The sequence below is a fragment of the Rhizobacter sp. Root1221 genome (genome assembly GCF_001425785.1).
GTDB lineage: Bacteria > Pseudomonadota > Gammaproteobacteria > Burkholderiales > Burkholderiaceae_C > Rhizobacter.
This window is the reverse complement of the sequence record NZ_LMDI01000034.1, coordinates 73,943-89,388: the sequence shown is the minus strand read 5'-3', so window position 1 is coordinate 89,388 and position 15,446 is coordinate 73,943. Positions and strand designations below refer to the sequence as shown.

Here is a 15,446-nt window from a genome sequence, read left to right as displayed (position 1 = left end):
TCAGAGACTGTCAGACGCCCCAGACGATGTCGTGCCCGGCCGGGTGCGCGCGTTTCATGAGCTCGACGAGCGGCCACGCACGCTGGCGCAGCGTGACGCCTTCGCGCGGACCCAGCGGTTTGCCTTCCGCCTCGGCGTCCGCCTCCTGCTGCTTGCGCGCGGCTTCGTCGGCCAGCACGGCCTGTTCGATCGCGGCAATGGCGGCCGGCATCCCGGCGGGCTCGATGATGCCCTTCGGCGACGACCCCTTGCCGATCAGGCGCAGCACCTCGTCTCCGTTGGGGCCCATCATGATCACGTCACTTCCGGCCTTGGATTTGAATTTGTACATCACGCGGCAGTCTCCTCGGGTTGGGACGAACCACGATTGTGCCCGGTAGCCTTTACCCCGGTGAACGTCGGGATGACCAGGCGGCGCGGGGCGCTAACCTTTCACGAGCCGCACCGAAGGCTTGGTGACGGCCGGAGCCGAGCGGCCGAGGCGTTGCTCGAACGCGTCCACGTCGAGCGCCGGCGAGTACAGGAACCCCTGGAACTCGTGGCAGCCGGCGTCGAGCAGGAACTGGCGCTGCGGCTCGGTCTCCACCCCCTCGGCGATCACGCGCAGCTGCATCGCGTGGGCCAGTTGCACGATGGCGTTCACGATGGCCATGTCGCCGCCGTCGCCCGGCAGGCTGCGGATGAAGCTGCGGTCGATCTTGAGCCGGTCGATCGGGAAGCGCTTGAGGTACGCGAGGCTCGAGTAACCCGTGCCGAAGTCATCGATGGCCAGCATGACACCGAGTTGCTCCAGCGCCTTCAGCCGGTGCAGTGCGTCTTCGGCATCGTGGATCAGGATGGATTCGGTGAGTTCGAGTTCAAGCAACTGCGGCGGCAGGCCGGCGGCCTTCACGGTGGCGGACACCCGCTCGATGAAGTCCGCCTGCTGGAACTGCAGCGCCGACACGTTGATCGACACCGGCATCTCCCAGCCGGCGTTGCGCCACTCGACGGCTTGCCTGACGGCCTGCGCCAGCACCCAGTCGCCGATGGCGATGATGAAACCGCTCTCTTCGGCCAGCGGGATGAATTCGGCCGGCGATACGTCGCCCAGCACCGGGTCGCGCCAGCGGATCAACGCCTCGGCACCGATCACGCGGCCCGTGCCGAGGTCGATCTGGGGCTGGTAGTGCAGGCGGAACTGGCCGCTGACGAGCGCCTGGCGCATCGCGTGGTCGATCTGCATCTGCGAACGCGGTGCGGCGTCGGCGTGCGGCTGGTGGAAGCGGAAACTCGCGCGGCCCAGTTCCTTCACGCGGTGCATCGCGGCGTCGGCGCGGCGCATCAGTTCGTCGAGGTTGTCGCCGTCGTCGGGGCACAGCGCCACGCCGATGCTGCAAGTGACGGTGAATTCGATCGCGTCCATGCGGAATGGCCGCGACATCGCGTCGATCACGCGCCGCGCGGTGGCCTCGGCGCCGGTGGCGTCGGCCTTGTGCACGAGCAGCACGAATTCGTCGCTGCCGAGGCGGGCCACGGTATCGAGGCTGCGCAGGCAGCCCTTGATGCGGTCGGTGACCTCGAGCAACACCCGGTCGCCGAACCCGAGGCCGAAGGTGTCGTTGATGTGCTTGAAGCGATCGAGGTTGACCACCATCAGCGCAAACGAATGCCCGTTGCGCTGCGACATCGCCAGCGCGAACTCCACCCGGTCGGCCAGCAGCCGGCGGTTGGGCAGGCCGGTGAGCGGGTCGGTCTGGCTCAGTTCCTCGATGCGCTGGCTGGCCGCGAGTTTTTCGGTGATGTCGCGGAACGAGAACACCCGCCCGATGGGCTGGCCGCGGCTGCACTGCGGCAGGGTCACGCGTTCGATCACCTGGCCCGAGTGCAGCGAGAACACATCGCTCGTCTGCAGCAGCGTGGCGTCCTGGATGGCGGCGAGTCGGCGTCCGTAATCCGCGGCATCGACCACGCTGCGCCGCATCCACGCCTGCACCGCCGCGTCGTCTCGCTGGGTGAGCAGGTCTTCCGGCAGGTTCCACAGCGCGGCGAACCGGCGGTTGAAGCCGCGGATGGCGCCGCTGAGGTCGGTCACGAGGATGCCATCGGCGGTGGATTCGAGCGTGGCCCGCAACTCCGAAAGGCGGTGTTCGAGTTCGTCCTGCGTGGCCTGGTGGGCGCTGCGGTCGTGGAAGACGACGACGTAGATGGCCTGCCCGTGGGACTCGACGCGGTTCACGCGCCGCGTGACGGGCACGACCGACCCGTTGAAGCGCCGCACGAGGGATTCGGAAATGATGGCGTCCTGCCAGCCGTTGGCCACGCTCTGCCAGAAGGCCAGGTCTTCGGGCGTGGCGCTCAGCTCGGCCGCGGTGCGCGACAGCAGCGTGCCGGGGTCGACCCCGAGCAGGGTGCCCGCCGCCGCATTCGCCCCGACGATGCGCAGCGTGGTGGCATCCACCAGCCATACCGCATCGAGCAGCCCCTCGATCAGGATCGACCAGGCTCCCCGCGCGTCGGGTGCGGTCATGAAAGGGCGTCCTCGGGCTCGTGGTTCGGTTCGAAGTAGTAGGCGATGCGCGGACGCGGCGACAGGTACGTGAGGGTCTCGCTGGGCAACTGCTGCGGCTTCAGGCTGCGGCGGATGCCGAGGCGCGGTTCACGCTCGAGGTTGAGCAGCAGCGCGTCGTCGCGCGGCACCTTGGGGTCGTGCACCAGCACCGTGGGTTTCAACGGCCGGGTGGAGTTGACGGACATCACGAGCGCGTAGCGGTCGTCGGTGAGCTGCACGGTGGAGCCCGGCGGGTACACCCCCATCATGCGGATGAACGCGCCGAGGATGGCGGTGTCGTAGCGGTTCTTGCCCTGCGCGAACAGCAGCGACAGGGCCTCGTGGGGGGTCAGCGCACGCGACGGCACATGCGGGTTGCACATGTTGTCGTAGCGGTTCACCAGCGACACGATGCGCGCCGCGGTGGTCATGCGGTCGCTGTTGAGCTTGAGCGGGAAACCGCTGCCGTCGGCCTGTTCGTGGTGCTGCGCGATGACCAGCGCGGCACCCGGCTGCAGGCCCATCTTGCGCGAGAGCGTGACACCGTGCGCCACGTGCTCCTGGTAGAACTGGTTCTCGGCCGCCGTGAAGTGCTCCTCGCGGTGGCGCACGCGCTCGGGCAGCTCGAGCTTGCCGATGTCGTGCATCAGCGACCCCACCCCGAGGTCCATCATCTCGGACTCCGACAACCCGAAGGTGCGGCCCATCAGCAGCGAGATGACCGTGACGTTGACGGCGTGGTGGGACGCCTTGTCGCCCGCCGCGTCGGTCAGCAGGCGGATGCACATCTCCTGGTCGCCCAGCATCTTGTCGACGAAGGTGCGGCCGAGCGCTTCGGCCTGCTCGCCGGCCCGCTCGGGCTGGCTCGGCACCAGTTCGGTGACCTGGCGGCACGCGCGGGTGGCCTCGGCGAACTGCCGCTCGCACAGCGTCAGGCGGGCCCGTGACGCGGCAAGCGCCTCGCGGTGACGGCGAGCCTGCGCAGCCTGGGGCGTTTCCGCCCGGGCTTCCGCCACCGGCGCGGGTGCCTCGACCACGGCGACGGCGGCATCCGCCGGGTCGGGGTCGCTCTTGTCGGGGCTCCACCGGATGCTCGCCTTGCCCAGGCCACGGATGGTGGCGATCTGGTCGGCCGAGGAAATCTTGAAGCTGCTCATCGGAAACGGATGCGCCATCCAGCCCACGTCGAGATGGATGAACATCCCGACGCGGAGCTTCTGGACCTCGATCAACGATGGTGGCAAGACGTCTTTCATCCCGTGAACCGCGTGGGCCGGCACAAAATCGCGGCTGGTAAGGCGTTGTCGGCCGTCACGCCCCGAGACTTGAGGTTAAGTCCGTGCGGACACCCGCGCACCTGACACAAATGACAGGGCCATCTCATGGCAAGACCGGTCCGGCGTGCAGGCCATTCCGCATGACGGAACGCGAGGCGCGGCCGGCATGTCCGTGGGCGATTGGCGGCCATCGCGTGCCGCAGGCCGCACGGCCGTCGCCCGGGTGACGAAGTTGGCGTTTCAGGCGACTTAAACTCGAGGCACACCCTCGCCCACGGCCCGTGCCGCGCCCAGAAGGCGCCCCGCCCGCCGTCACCCGACCGCCGCATCGCATCCACACCCAGCGCCGCAGCCACCCTGACCGTTTCATCCTGGAGCTTTCCATGTCCCACGCGTTCATCTGCGATGCGATTCGCACCCCCTTCGGCCGCTACGGCGGCGCCCTGTCGTCCGTGCGGGCCGACGACCTCGGCGCCATCCCGCTGAAGGCGCTGATGGCCCGCAACCCGAAGGTCGATTGGGCCGCCGTCACCGACGTGATCTTCGGCTGCGCCAACCAGGCCGGCGAGGACAACCGCAACGTTGCCCGCATGTCGAGCCTGCTGGCCGGCCTGCCGCTGGACCTGCCCGGTTCCACCGTGAACCGCCTGTGCGGTTCGGGCATGGACGCGGTGGGCACCGCCGCACGTGCCATCAAGAGCGGTGAAGCGCAGCTCATGGTGGCGGGGGGTGTTGAAAGCATGAGTCGTGCCCCCTTTGTGATGCCGAAGGCCGAGTCGGCGTTCAGCCGCAACAACGCCATCTACGACACCACCATCGGCTGGCGTTTCGTCAACAAGCTGATGAAGGAACTCCACGGCGTCGACTCGATGCCGGAGACGGCCGAGAACGTGGCCACCGACTACAAGATCGACCGCCTCTCGCAGGACCGCATGGCCCTGGCGAGCCAGCTCAAGGCCGTGGCAGCGCAGAAGGCCGGCTTCTTCGACGCCGAGATCACCCCGGTGACCATCGCGCAGAAGAAGGGCGACCCGATCGTGGTCTCCAGGGACGAGCACCCCCGCGAAACGAGCCTCGAGGTGCTGGCGAAGCTCAAGGGGGTGGTGCGCCCGGACGGCACCGTGACCGCCGGCAATGCCTCGGGGGTCAACGACGGCGCGTGCGCGCTGCTGCTGGCCAGCGAAGCCGGCGCCGCGAAACACGGCCTGACACCGCGCGCCCGCGTGGTGGGCATGGCCACCGCCGGCGTGCCCCCGCGCATCATGGGCATGGGCCCGGCCCCGGCCACGCGCAAGGTGCTGGCCTTGACCGGCCTGACACTCGACCAGATCGACGTGATCGAGCTGAACGAGGCGTTTGCCGCCCAGGGCCTGGCCGTGCTGCGCGACCTGGGCCTGAAGGACGACGACGCGCGCGTGAACCCGAACGGCGGCGCCATCGCCCTCGGCCACCCGCTGGGGGCCAGCGGTGCCCGCCTGGTCACCACCGCCATCAACCAGCTGCACCGCACCGGTGGGCGGTACGCGCTGTGCACCATGTGCATCGGCGTGGGCCAGGGCATCGCGGTGATCGTCGAGCGGGTCTGATCGAACGGCCCTTCGGGGCCATCCTGAACGGGTCAGCCTCTCAGCCGAGGAAGGCGGCGGTGGGCCACCGCTCGTCGATGAACGCGCCCACCGCCCGGCTGCGACCCCGCGCCGCGCGGAACCTCAGCCCGAACAGCACCCCGTGCAGCACGAGCAACCCCAGCCCCAGGGCCAGCCACCCGGCCCGCATCAACGAAGGCCACGGGTCGCCCAGGCGGCGCAGCGCATCGATCTGAAGCACCGTGGCCCCGCCAGGCCCCGTGTGGCGCCCGACGAGCAGGCCGTCCACGTCGAACGGCTGACGTAAATGGTCACTTTGTGAGCCATTGAGTTGATCGATGAACGCGAGCGCACCGGTCTCCTCGGGGGGCGGCGGCAGGTGCGTGTCCCCGCCCGGCAACACGTCGAGCAGGACGACGCCGGCCTCGGGCGCCTGGCGGGCGGCCAATGCGGCCGCGACCAGCGCGCCCGCACGCTGGTCGGCCACCGCGCGGGCAGCCTGCAGCACGCCGGACACCGCGCTGGCACGCATCACGGCCACGCCGCGGTCGCCGGTGAGTTCACCGCTGGCGGCCTGCCGCACCCAGCCGGCCCAGTCCTTGGGCGCCTGGGGATCGTCGACCATCAAGCCGTCGACCAGGCCGGTGCGCAAGGTGTCGCACGGACCCGACGCGGTGGCACACGCCGCTTCGACCGAACGCACGAGGTCGGCGAGGCCGGTCACGAGCTTCGGTGCATTGGCCGAGGCCTGGTAGCGGGCGAGCGGATCCCCGCCACCCATCAGCTGCAGCTGCAGCATCAGCTCGAGCCGCGGATCGCTGCGTGCGTGGAGGAAGTCGCCCTCGTGCAACGACCGCGTGAGGGCGTCCACCTCGATGGGGGCCGTGACGGCGCCGGCAGCCCCCCAGCGCAGGCGGGTGCAATCGATGCGCGGGGCGTGGCCCGGATCGGCGCGCCAATCGCACTCGGCCTGCCCGAACAGGTGCACCGGCGTGCCGATGGCCGGCCGCTGCGCGGCCAGCCGGTCCGGCCGGTCGAACGACTGCGGCTCGCCATGCCGGATCCACGCGCTGGTGAGCACGAGGTCGTTGGGCAGGTCGTCGGCCCACATCGGCAGCGCGGCCACCGCGACCGCGCCCACCACCGCGAGCAGCGCGTGGCGCCCCCAGTGCACGGGTGAGAACCGGGTCACCTCGTCATCGATGGACAGGGCGCGGCCGAACCGCACCGCGGTGTGGCCATCGACCCGCATCTCCACGTCCACCGGGCCTTCGGGCGGTGTGGCCCACCTCACCTGCCAGTGCGCCGGCAGTTCGAGCGGGAACTTGTCGCCCACGAACCAGCGCACGAGGCCCACGCCCGTGCCACCCTGCGCGGGCAACGCGATGGCGGTGACGTGACCACGCACCCGGTTGACCTTGCCCGGCCCCGCGGCACGCCGCCGGCCCCAGACCCACCACACGGCCAGCACCGCGAGACCGCAGGCCGGCACGAACCAGAACATCCGGGACCCGGGGTCCACGACACTGGCGATGCCGAGGGCGACAAACGCCAGCACCCACAGCAGCGCCGGCACCAGGCCCACGCCCGGCCCCGACCGCGCGGCCACCTCGGCGGGCGTTTCGGCGCGCTGGCCGAGGATCTCGACCCGCAGCGACTCGCGCACCGTGTCGGCCTGCTCGCCATCGGGCATCGGCGCCACGTCGGGCACCTCACCCGCCTTGCCGGTCTGCCATTGCTGGTCCTGCTGCTGGCGGCGCAACGCGCGGGCGCGCCCTCCCAGCAGGTCGAACGATCCGTTGAGCCCCACCACCAGGGCGAACTTCTCGGTGAAGACCACCTCGGCGCGGTTCGTGGGTTCGAGGAAGTCGCGCGCGTCGTACGGCAGGATCACCTCCACGCCACCGATGGTGTCGTGCATGGTTTCACCGCCCTGGCCCGTGGTCAGCCCGTGGCGCACGTACTCGCCGTGGAGCACGAACACGCCGTCGCGCCGCAACGGCATGGCCTGTCCCGGCCGGGATGGCTCGAACAGGAACGGGGCGAGCGCGACGGATTCTTCGAGCGACAGCGGGCGCTCGGGGCGCCCGTCGGTCTGCAGCGTGCGCAGCGCCTGCTTGTTGTCACCCCGGCGGCTCCAGTAGACCGCGGCGCTGTAGAGAGACCAGCCCAGCACGGCGAGGAAAAGCAACAACTTGAGGGTGAGCATGGCGCCAGGCAATCAAGGGACAAAACGGAGGAGCGTCATTGTGGTGGGCAGCCGCGTGCGGCGCCCTCCCCTTGATGGGGGGCGGCAGGCCCTATGCTTGAGGTTTCCCCCCTGGAGCCCATCCATGATTCTCGAAGTCGCCGACATCCGCATCCACCCCGGCCAGAACGCCGCGTTCGACGAGGCCATCCAACGCGCTGTCGAAACGCTGATCGCGAAGTCGCCGGGCTTCCACGGCTACAAGGTCAACCGTGGCATCGAGTCGCCGGAACGCTACCTGCTGACGATCTACTGGGGCACCCTGGACAACCACATGAAGGACTTCCGCGAAGGCCCGCTGTTCCCGCAGTGGCGCGCCATCGTGGGCCCGTTCTTCGCGGCGCCGCCCGTGGTCGAGCACTTCGACCTGGTGGCCCGTTCGACCTGATCAGCCCAGCAGGCTCAACACCCACAGCCACAGCGGGGCCGTGGCCGCGAACACGGCGGTCGAGACCACCACCGTGGCGGTGGCCTCGGCTTCCAGCGTGCGGTACCGCTGCGAGAAGATCAGCGCGTTGTTGCCCACCGGCAGCGCGCCGGCCATCACCACCACCGCCAGCGGCAGCCCGGTGAGGCCGAACACCCAGTGCCCCACCACCAGCACGGCCAGCGGCAACACCGCGAGCTTGAGTGCGGACAGCGCCAGCGCACCGCGCAGCGCCCCCTTCAGCCCGTAGTAGGCGAGCGACATCCCGATCAGCACGAGACACAGCGGCACCACGGCCTGGCCGAGCTGCAGCAGCGTTTCGTCCACGAGGCCCGGCAGCGGCAGCGACAGGGCATTCCACGCGAGGCCCGCGAGGATGGGCAGCACCACCGGGTGGATGATCGTGTTGCGGGCGGTGGCCAGCAGCATGCGGCCGAGGTGGGTGTCCTCCGTGCCTTGGCGGGCGCGGTCGCGGGCCAGGTCCATCTCGACGAGGGCGGTCAGCACCGTGAGCAGCGTCAGCGCGTGCAGGCTGACGATGGCCACGTGGATCGACAACCCTGCTTCACCGAACATCGCCGCGGCCATCGGGATGCCCATCTGCACGCTGTTGCCGAAACACGCGCTGATGGCCCGCACACACGGCCCGGCCACCGGCTCGCCCGGCTGGAGCCGCCAGCGCAACACCGCGTAGACCCCGGCCATCAACACGAGCACCGGCACGAAAAACGCGACCAGCGTGCCCCAGGGCATCGCCGCCAGATCGAGCCGCGCGGTGGTGCGAAACAGCAGCGCCGGCACGAAGATGTAGTACGCCGCATTCCCCAGCGTGCGCGCCGGGTCGTTGTCACCCAGCCACTTGAGCCGGCCCACCACGTAACCGAGCGCGATCACGCACAGGATGGCGAGGAGCTTGAGAAGGACAGGCGCGAGGGACATCGCCACGGAGTATCGCCCGAGGCGGGCCTACCCTCCGTGCGGTTCGTGCTTGACAGGCTCTGAAGGCGGCACCGGCTCCTGGAAGTTGGCCAGGAAGTTGTCGCCATAGTCGACGAGCACCTGGGCCTCGGGCTGATCGCCATCGAACAGGTTGTCCAGCGCCACGAGCGCCAGCAATCTTTCCCGGTGGGCACGGCCTGCGCTGCCTGTCAGCGACGCATCGAACTCGACGAACATCGCATTGAGCCGTCGACGATCGAACGCGGGCTCGCCCGCATCCGGCAGCAGCGCGGTGTTGGCGAACGCCACGCTGTTGGCTGCCCCCAGTGCCGAGTACATCATCAGCCTCTTGCCCATCGGACGCGTGTCGATCGCATAGTGCGCGTAGTCAGGGTGCGTGTCTTCCGTGCGCGCCAGGTCATCGTCATTCTCGACCAGCGCGCCCATGTAGAAGCCCAGGATGCGCCCGTTGGAAAGCGTGGGCCGTTCCTCCGACTTCGGCGAACGCGGCACGAACAACCCGTACTGGCCGATCAGCGCGTGCTCGTGCGGTTGCACATCCGACGCTTCCAGTCGACGCGGCTGCAGGCGTGGCTGCTGCCGGGGTTCCTCGCGAACAAGGCGCATCAGTTCGCTGGCCGCATCGCGTTCGAGCCGCGCCACCGCCTCCTGAAGACTGCTGGAATCGAGGCGCAGCCGACCATCCGATTTGGCCATCGCCCGAAAGTAGCTTCGAAAGCCGCTGCTGAGCGCCATGGCCTCGAGACGAACGTTCGGATGGCAAGCCCCGTCCGGCCCGGCGTAGCGGTCATGCACGCGGCCCAGTGGGTCGATCGGGCTGCGCAGCGGAAACTTGTTGTCGTGATCCAGCCTCGGCTCCATCCGGTGGCGAACCAGGACGCGGTCGTTCAAATCAAGATGCGCATGCCACTCCGCGCGATCGGCCGTCAGGTCGCAGTATTCCCCGAGTTGGCGATGGAAGGCCGTGCGTGCCTGGTCCAGTTCGGTCTCCACAAAGACGGAGGGCCGCGGCCCCGGTGCGTGCCAGTCGGCGGACACCGGCTCGGACTTCACGGCGTCTCCCGGGATGCCCTCGCCCCGCCCCAGCTCGCCGCCCTCGAACCGAGGGGTGCGCGCGCGCCGGGGTATCACGCCAATGTCGATCCTGGGCGCCAGGGTGCCGGAGGAGGAAGGGGCGAGCGCACCCGGACCAGCCGCCACCACCGGCAGGGGACGCGGCCGCCCGCTGCGCTGCCGTTGTCCGGCCCAGGCGGAATGGAGCCCCTCGCGCATCGAATCGAGCAGATTGGCCGGCGTTTCCGCCTCCAACGCGCCGGAGGTTTCGCCAAGCCTGGCCTGCCGCCCTCGCTGTGCCAGCAAGCGATATCCGTCGTCGGCGCCGGCAAGATCCTGGATGACACGCAACGGCCCGAACAGCTTTTTCCTGGCATCGGAATTGGCGGGGACACTTTCCCTGAACTTGTCGAGCAACAGTTTGGCCCGGCCCCGGGTCTGCGGCTCTTGATCGCCACGCTGCATGAGGCCCCACTCCCACAGCCCGCCGATGTCCTTGCCGAGCAGGTATGCGCTGAAGTGGGCCAGTGCATGTCCCTGGCTCTTGACCGCCGATGCGGACGCCTTGCGACGCTCGAACTCCTTCGCGACCTGCCCGATCAGATCATCCTCCCGAGGAGGCAGCATCTCCCTCAGCCGCATGCCGCTGGACAAATCCAGGTGATCGAGTTCGGCGGCGGAAGGGTGTCGGCGCCCAACGTCCAGGCGCCAGAGGTCATCGAGCCCCGAGCGGGTGTAGTACGCCACATCCGCGCCTGTATCGGATTCGAGGAAGGCCTCGAATTGCGCGAGTTCCTTCGGTTCATCATTCTTCCAGCATGGCAGGAAGGCCCGCAGGGAATCTTGCCCCAGGGACTTGGCGAGGCGTGCCAGCGCCTTGATGCGCATGGCGACCACGGCACGCGTGGACAGTCCGGCGCCTGCATAGACGTGGTTCAACAGCCAGGCATCATCCTGTCGTGCCCGGAACCACCCCACGGACTCGGCACGCACCGTCAGGATGTGAGGCGCGGGCGGCGCGGCGGGTCTTGATGGACGGGACGGGGCAGCTCCCAGGCTGCCGACATAGGTGTTCGATCCCAGGATCCGGATTCGCAGTTGCGGTTCGACTCCGGCTTGCGCCTGGAGCCTGTCGAGAATCGCGAGTTCCCGCTCCCGCGGCACGCCGAAGCCGTTCATGAACAATTCGCGCGCTTGCGCCTCACGGCCATCGCGCTGCATCTGGAGCCAGCCCGAAAGTCCCCCATGACCGGCGAGCAGCAAGTCGCTGCTGAAATAGATCAGGGACGGAACGGCACGGTTGCGTCGCGCATCCCGAATGAGGGTCTGCTCCGGCGGCGGCAGCAGAGGCAGCAGCTGCGCGCTGTCCAGCAGGGCCGGAAACGACGTGTCGGCGCCCGCCTGTCGTGCGTCGAGTTCCTCGGCAGGCATGCCGGCGAGTGTCTGCACGGCTTCATGCAGCGACTGCTGCACCGCCGTGTCAGCCAGCGCCTGCAGGTACGCGTCAAGCAGCGCCTCCGCCCGCAGGATGTTCACCGGTTCGTCACCGTTCCATCGGCCAAGGAAAGCAGCGAAGCTGTCCGTGTCGTCCACTTGCACAAGGTGGTCGGCAAAGCCCCGCAACGCGCGCTGGCAAGCGGGAATCTCCTTCAGCGTGGCGCCCAATGCCCTCAGCGCCACGGGCAACACGTGGTCGACGAGCGCCGCGTCGCGCAGTCGGCTGCGGTGCCAAGACGCGCCCGCACCAACCACGTGCAGCGCCGCGGCGCCCTCGCGTCCGACCGGATCATGCAAAGCGGGATCCAACGCATCGGCCCGACGGAGCGACGACAGCCGCGCAGCAGCACGAGATGTCAAACCCTCGAGATCCGCCGTCGGCCGCAATTCGGTACGGGCCCTCACACGGCGCGGCCCACCCCGTTCGTCACCCGCCCCATCGCGTTGGCGGACACTTGACAGGCGATTGATGCGATCCATTGGCGGGACGCGGGCACCCGCGCCTACTTTGCGTTGGCCGCAAGCCTAAGCCGAGGCCGGAGGCGGGATCGGACGAGACCCGAAGGTCAATGCATCCGCGCGAAGGAAAGCCAGCGCAACGACAAAAGCGAGTCAAGAGGCAAGCGAGCAAAGCCCCGAAGCGAGAACGCCAGGAAGGCGAGCGAAGCGACGCCGCAGATCAAGCTACCGCCGAGCCCGGGTCCCCCGGGCGACCGCGGGCGCCCCCCTCGGGGGGGCAGGAGCGAAGCGACGTGGGGGGCCCACCTATTCCTGGAGCACGAGCTTGCAGTTCGCCACGACCTTGCCCTTGGCCGTCACCACCTCGTTCTCGATCACCACCGACCGCACGTCGGTGCCGACGATCTGGGCGAACTTCTGCGTAGCCTCGATCACGCACGACTGCTTGATGTCGGCGAGGGTCTGGTTGTCCTTGCCGATGTACGAGTGGGCGATGACGGGCTTGTCCTTGCCGCCGGGGGCGGCGCTGCGCGCGGCCTGGATCAGGTCCTTGGCTTCCTTCGATTCCTTGGCGGCCTCCGCAGCCTTCTGGGCCTCGGCAATGGCCGCCGGCATCTGCACGCTCACACACCCCCCCAGCACCAGCAGCAGCGGTGCCACGCACGTCATCAGCAGTTTCATGGTCTTCTTCTTTCGATCAGCAACAACGTTGGAATGAGTCGGCCTCCCTCAGGCCGCTTTCTTCGCAGCCGTCTTGGCCGCGGTCTTCTTGGCCGGCGGCGCTTTCGCGGCACGCGGCTGGAACTCGAAGCTCACCTTGCCCTCCTTCTTGTCGAACGCGAGGAACGCCTTGAACTTGCGGCGCGTCTTGTTCGACACGAAGTTCTCGAGCAGCTCGGTCTTGCCGGTGTCGAGCAGCTTGGTCATCTGCTCGCGGATGACCGGCTGCTGCAGGATGATCTTGCCGGTCTTGAAGTCGCAAGTGACGTGCGCACCCACGCTGTGCTCGCACACGTAGTTGGCCCCGTGTTCGAACACACGGCCCTGGCACTTGGGGCAGGGCCCGAGCGACTCCTGGTCGGAGAAGTCGACCGGCTCGCCCGACTCGCCGTCCTTCTTCGCGTCTTCGCCGAAGTCGAACTCGAGCTTCCAGTTCTTGATCTCGTCGTCGAACGTGAGCTTCAGTTCGGCCGTGAACGGCCACCCGGCCTTGGAGCGGAACCCCTCCAGCGGACCGATGCGCTTGTTCGCGAGGAACTGCTCCACCTCGGCCAGCTCGAAGCTGCGCCCGCCCGGGATCTTGCCGATCGAGAAACCGCAGCCTTCGCCCGCGCCATCGGTGCCGGTGCAGGTGAAGCGGCGGTAGTTTTCCTTGACCACGCCGCCGCAGTTGGGGCACGGGGTCTTCAGCGTGGCGTAGTCCCCCGGGATGGTGTCGCGGTCGTATTCCTTGGCCTTCGCCACGATGCGCTCGGTCATGGCCGCGATCTCGGCCATGAACCGCTCGCGGCTCAGGCGCCCCTTCTCCATCTCCGACAGCTGGTGCTCCCAGTTGCCGGTGAGCTCGGGCTTGGTGAGGTCTTCCACACCGAGGCCGCGCAGCAGCGTGGTCAGCTGGAAGGCCTTCGCGGTGGGCACCAGTTCGCGGCCGTCGCGGATCATGTACTTCTCGAGGATCAGCCCTTCGATGATGGCCGCACGCGTGGCTGGCGTGCCGAGGCCCTTCTCCTGCATGGCCTCGCGCAGTTCGTCGTCGTCGATGAGCTTGCCGGCCCCTTCCATGGCGCTCAGCAGCGTGGCTTCCGAGTAGCGCGCGGGCGGCTTGGTCTTCTGGGCGTTGAGGTCCACGCTTTCGGCACGCACCATCTCGCCGTCCGCCACCGCCACCAGGTTGGCATCGTCTTCCTGCACCTCGCGGCCGTACACCGCGAGCCAGCCCGGCTTGACCATCACCTTGCCGTTGGTCTGGAAGTTGTGCTGCTTGCCCGCGACGGCCACCGTGCTGATGCGCGTGGTGACCAGGAACTCGGCCGACGGGTAGAACACCGCCAGGAAGCGCTTGACGACCATGTCGTACAGCTTGGCCTCGATCTCGGTGAGGCTCTTCGGGGCCTGCAGCGTGGGAATGATGGCAAAGTGGTCCGACACCTTCGCGTTGTCGAAGATGCGCTTGTTGGGCTTCACGTAGCCCTCCTTGACCGCCTTGCGCGCGTGCGCAGACAGCGCCTGCAGCGGGCCCGGCAGGTCTTCGGTGGCGAGCATCTCCATGGTCTGCTTCACCACCGGCACGTAGTCTTCCGGCAGGGCCTTGCTGTCGGTCCGGGGGTACGTCAGCACCTTGTGCTTCTCGTACAGCGCCTGGGCAAGCGACAGCGTGGTCTTGGCCGAGAAGCCGAAGCGCGAGTTGGCCTCGCGCTGCAGGCTCGTCAGGTCGTACAGCTGCGGAGCGCTTTGCGTGCTGGGTTTCGATTCCTCGGTGACCGAGGCCGGCTGGCCGCGGGCCGCGTCGGCGATGGCCTTGGCATCGGCTTCGTTCCACAGCCGGTCAGCGCGCAGCTCGGGATCGTCGGGGTTCTTCTTCCACTTGGGGTCGAACCACTTGCCGTCGTACTCGCCGGCCTGGGCGGCGAACGTGGCCTTGATTTCCCAGTAGTCACGCGACACGTGGCGGCGGATCTTTTCTTCCCGCTCGACCACGATGGACAACGTGGGCGTCTGCACACGGCCCACGGTGGTCAGGAAAAAGCCGCCGTCGCGCGAGTTGAACGCCGTCATGGCGCGGGTGCCGTTGATGCCCACGAGCCAGTCGGCCTCGGAGCGGCAGCGGGCGGCATCGGCGAGCGGCAGCATCTGCTGGTCGGTGCGCAGGTTCTCGAACCCTTCGCGGATGGCCGCCGGCGTCATGCTCTGCAACCACAGGCGCTTGACCGGGTGCTTGCTCTTGCTGTGCTGCTGGATCAGGCGGAAGATCAGTTCCCCTTCGCGGCCCGCGTCACAGGCGTTGATGATTTCGCTGACGTCCTTGCGCTTGACGAGCTTGACGATGGCGTTCAGCCGCCCCTTGCTCTTGTCGATGGGGTTGAGCTCGAAATGCGGCGGAATCACCGGCAGGTTGGCGAAGCTCCATTTGCCCCGCTTGACGTCGTATTCTTCCGGCGCCTTGATCTCGAGCAGGTGGCCGACGGCCGACGTGACGAGATGGTGCTCGCCTTCGAAGTACTCGTCGTGCTTCTCGAACTTGCCGGCAACGGGGGTCAACGCGCGCACGATGTCCTGCGCCACGGAGGGCTTCTCGGCAATGATGAGGGTCTTGCTCATGGCTCTTTCTGCTGTCCAAACGTCGCTGTCGCGAGTGCTTCTCTACAATCCGGCTTCAGCGCGTGTATATACGCACGCGCCCGCAGGTACG

General features: G+C 68.3%; 10 protein-coding genes. 2 read left to right on the top strand and 8 right to left on the bottom strand.

Going from position 1 to position 15,446, the window contains the following annotated elements:
• Positions 1-10: 10 nt before the first annotated feature.
• The 3 genes from ASC87_RS21300 to ASC87_RS21290 form a co-directional block, all read right to left on the bottom strand.
• A complete protein-coding gene (locus ASC87_RS21300) occupies positions 11-331 on the bottom strand; it encodes a DUF1840 domain-containing protein (RefSeq protein ID WP_369820782.1) in 321 nt (106 codons plus the stop codon).
• 93 nt (positions 332-424) lie between these two features.
• Positions 425-2,509 carry a bifunctional diguanylate cyclase/phosphodiesterase gene (locus ASC87_RS21295; protein WP_056667018.1) on the bottom strand — a complete coding sequence of 695 codons (2,085 nt, stop codon included), beginning with the start codon at positions 2,507-2,509 and terminating at the stop codon, positions 425-427.
• On the bottom strand, positions 2,506-3,786 hold the full coding sequence (locus tag ASC87_RS21290) for an HD-GYP domain-containing protein (protein WP_056667015.1): 1,281 nt from the start codon (positions 3,784-3,786) through the stop codon (positions 2,506-2,508). The genes ASC87_RS21295 and ASC87_RS21290 overlap by 4 nt, the downstream gene beginning before the upstream one ends.
• A gap of 404 nt (positions 3,787-4,190) precedes the next feature.
• Here ASC87_RS21290 and pcaF point away from each other — a divergent pair, with 404 nt between their 5' ends.
• Positions 4,191-5,393, top strand: a complete 1,203-nt coding sequence (gene pcaF / locus ASC87_RS21285) for a 3-oxoadipyl-CoA thiolase (RefSeq protein WP_056667011.1) — start codon at positions 4,191-4,193, stop codon at positions 5,391-5,393.
• Between the two features lie 40 nt (positions 5,394-5,433).
• Here pcaF and ASC87_RS21280 read toward each other — a convergent pair whose 3' ends face one another.
• Positions 5,434-7,602, bottom strand: a complete 2,169-nt coding sequence (locus tag ASC87_RS21280) for an IgaA/UmoB family intracellular growth attenuator (RefSeq protein WP_056667008.1) — start codon at positions 7,600-7,602, stop codon at positions 5,434-5,436.
• Between the two features lie 124 nt (positions 7,603-7,726).
• Between ASC87_RS21280 and ASC87_RS21275 the strand changes: the two genes are divergently transcribed.
• Entirely contained in the window at positions 7,727-8,029 is a 303-nt protein-coding gene (locus ASC87_RS21275; RefSeq protein WP_056667005.1) for an antibiotic biosynthesis monooxygenase, read from the top strand.
• Here the strand turns inward: ASC87_RS21275 and ASC87_RS21270 are convergent, their stop codons facing one another.
• From ASC87_RS21270 to ASC87_RS21255, 4 genes are all read right to left on the bottom strand, one after another.
• Positions 8,030-9,007 (bottom strand): AEC family transporter, encoded by a 978-nt coding sequence (locus tag ASC87_RS21270; RefSeq protein ID WP_056667002.1) that lies wholly within the window; start codon positions 9,005-9,007, stop codon positions 8,030-8,032.
• Between the two features lie 27 nt (positions 9,008-9,034).
• A complete protein-coding gene (locus ASC87_RS21265) occupies positions 9,035-11,875 on the bottom strand; it encodes a hypothetical protein (RefSeq protein WP_235582235.1) in 2,841 nt (946 codons plus the stop codon).
• A gap of 468 nt (positions 11,876-12,343) precedes the next feature.
• On the bottom strand, positions 12,344-12,718 hold the full coding sequence (locus ASC87_RS21260) for a hypothetical protein (protein ID WP_056666997.1): 375 nt from the start codon (positions 12,716-12,718) through the stop codon (positions 12,344-12,346).
• Between the two features lie 48 nt (positions 12,719-12,766).
• Positions 12,767-15,355, bottom strand: coding sequence for a DNA topoisomerase III (locus ASC87_RS21255; protein WP_056666995.1), 2,589 nt, complete (start codon positions 15,353-15,355; stop codon positions 12,767-12,769).
• Positions 15,356-15,446: the final 91 nt, after the last annotated feature.

What these genes read in the sequence shown, in the direction of transcription:
- ASC87_RS21300 (WP_369820782.1), bottom strand. Translation starts at nt 331, where the DNA reads ATGTACAAATTCAAATCCAAGGCCGGAAGTGACGTGATCATGATGGGC.
- ASC87_RS21295 (WP_056667018.1), bottom strand. Translation starts at nt 2,509, where the DNA reads ATGACCGCACCCGACGCGCGGGGAGCCTGGTCGATCCTGATCGAGGGG.
- ASC87_RS21290 (WP_056667015.1), bottom strand. Translation starts at nt 3,786, where the DNA reads ATGAAAGACGTCTTGCCACCATCGTTGATCGAGGTCCAGAAGCTCCGC.
- pcaF (WP_056667011.1), top strand. Translation starts at nt 4,191, where the DNA reads ATGTCCCACGCGTTCATCTGCGATGCGATTCGCACCCCCTTCGGCCGC.
- ASC87_RS21280 (WP_056667008.1), bottom strand. Translation starts at nt 7,602, where the DNA reads ATGCTCACCCTCAAGTTGTTGCTTTTCCTCGCCGTGCTGGGCTGGTCT.
- ASC87_RS21275 (WP_056667005.1), top strand. Translation starts at nt 7,727, where the DNA reads ATGATTCTCGAAGTCGCCGACATCCGCATCCACCCCGGCCAGAACGCC.
- ASC87_RS21270 (WP_056667002.1), bottom strand. Translation starts at nt 9,007, where the DNA reads ATGTCCCTCGCGCCTGTCCTTCTCAAGCTCCTCGCCATCCTGTGCGTG.
- ASC87_RS21260 (WP_056666997.1), bottom strand. Translation starts at nt 12,718, where the DNA reads ATGAAACTGCTGATGACGTGCGTGGCACCGCTGCTGCTGGTGCTGGGG.
- ASC87_RS21255 (WP_056666995.1), bottom strand. Translation starts at nt 15,355, where the DNA reads ATGAGCAAGACCCTCATCATTGCCGAGAAGCCCTCCGTGGCGCAGGAC.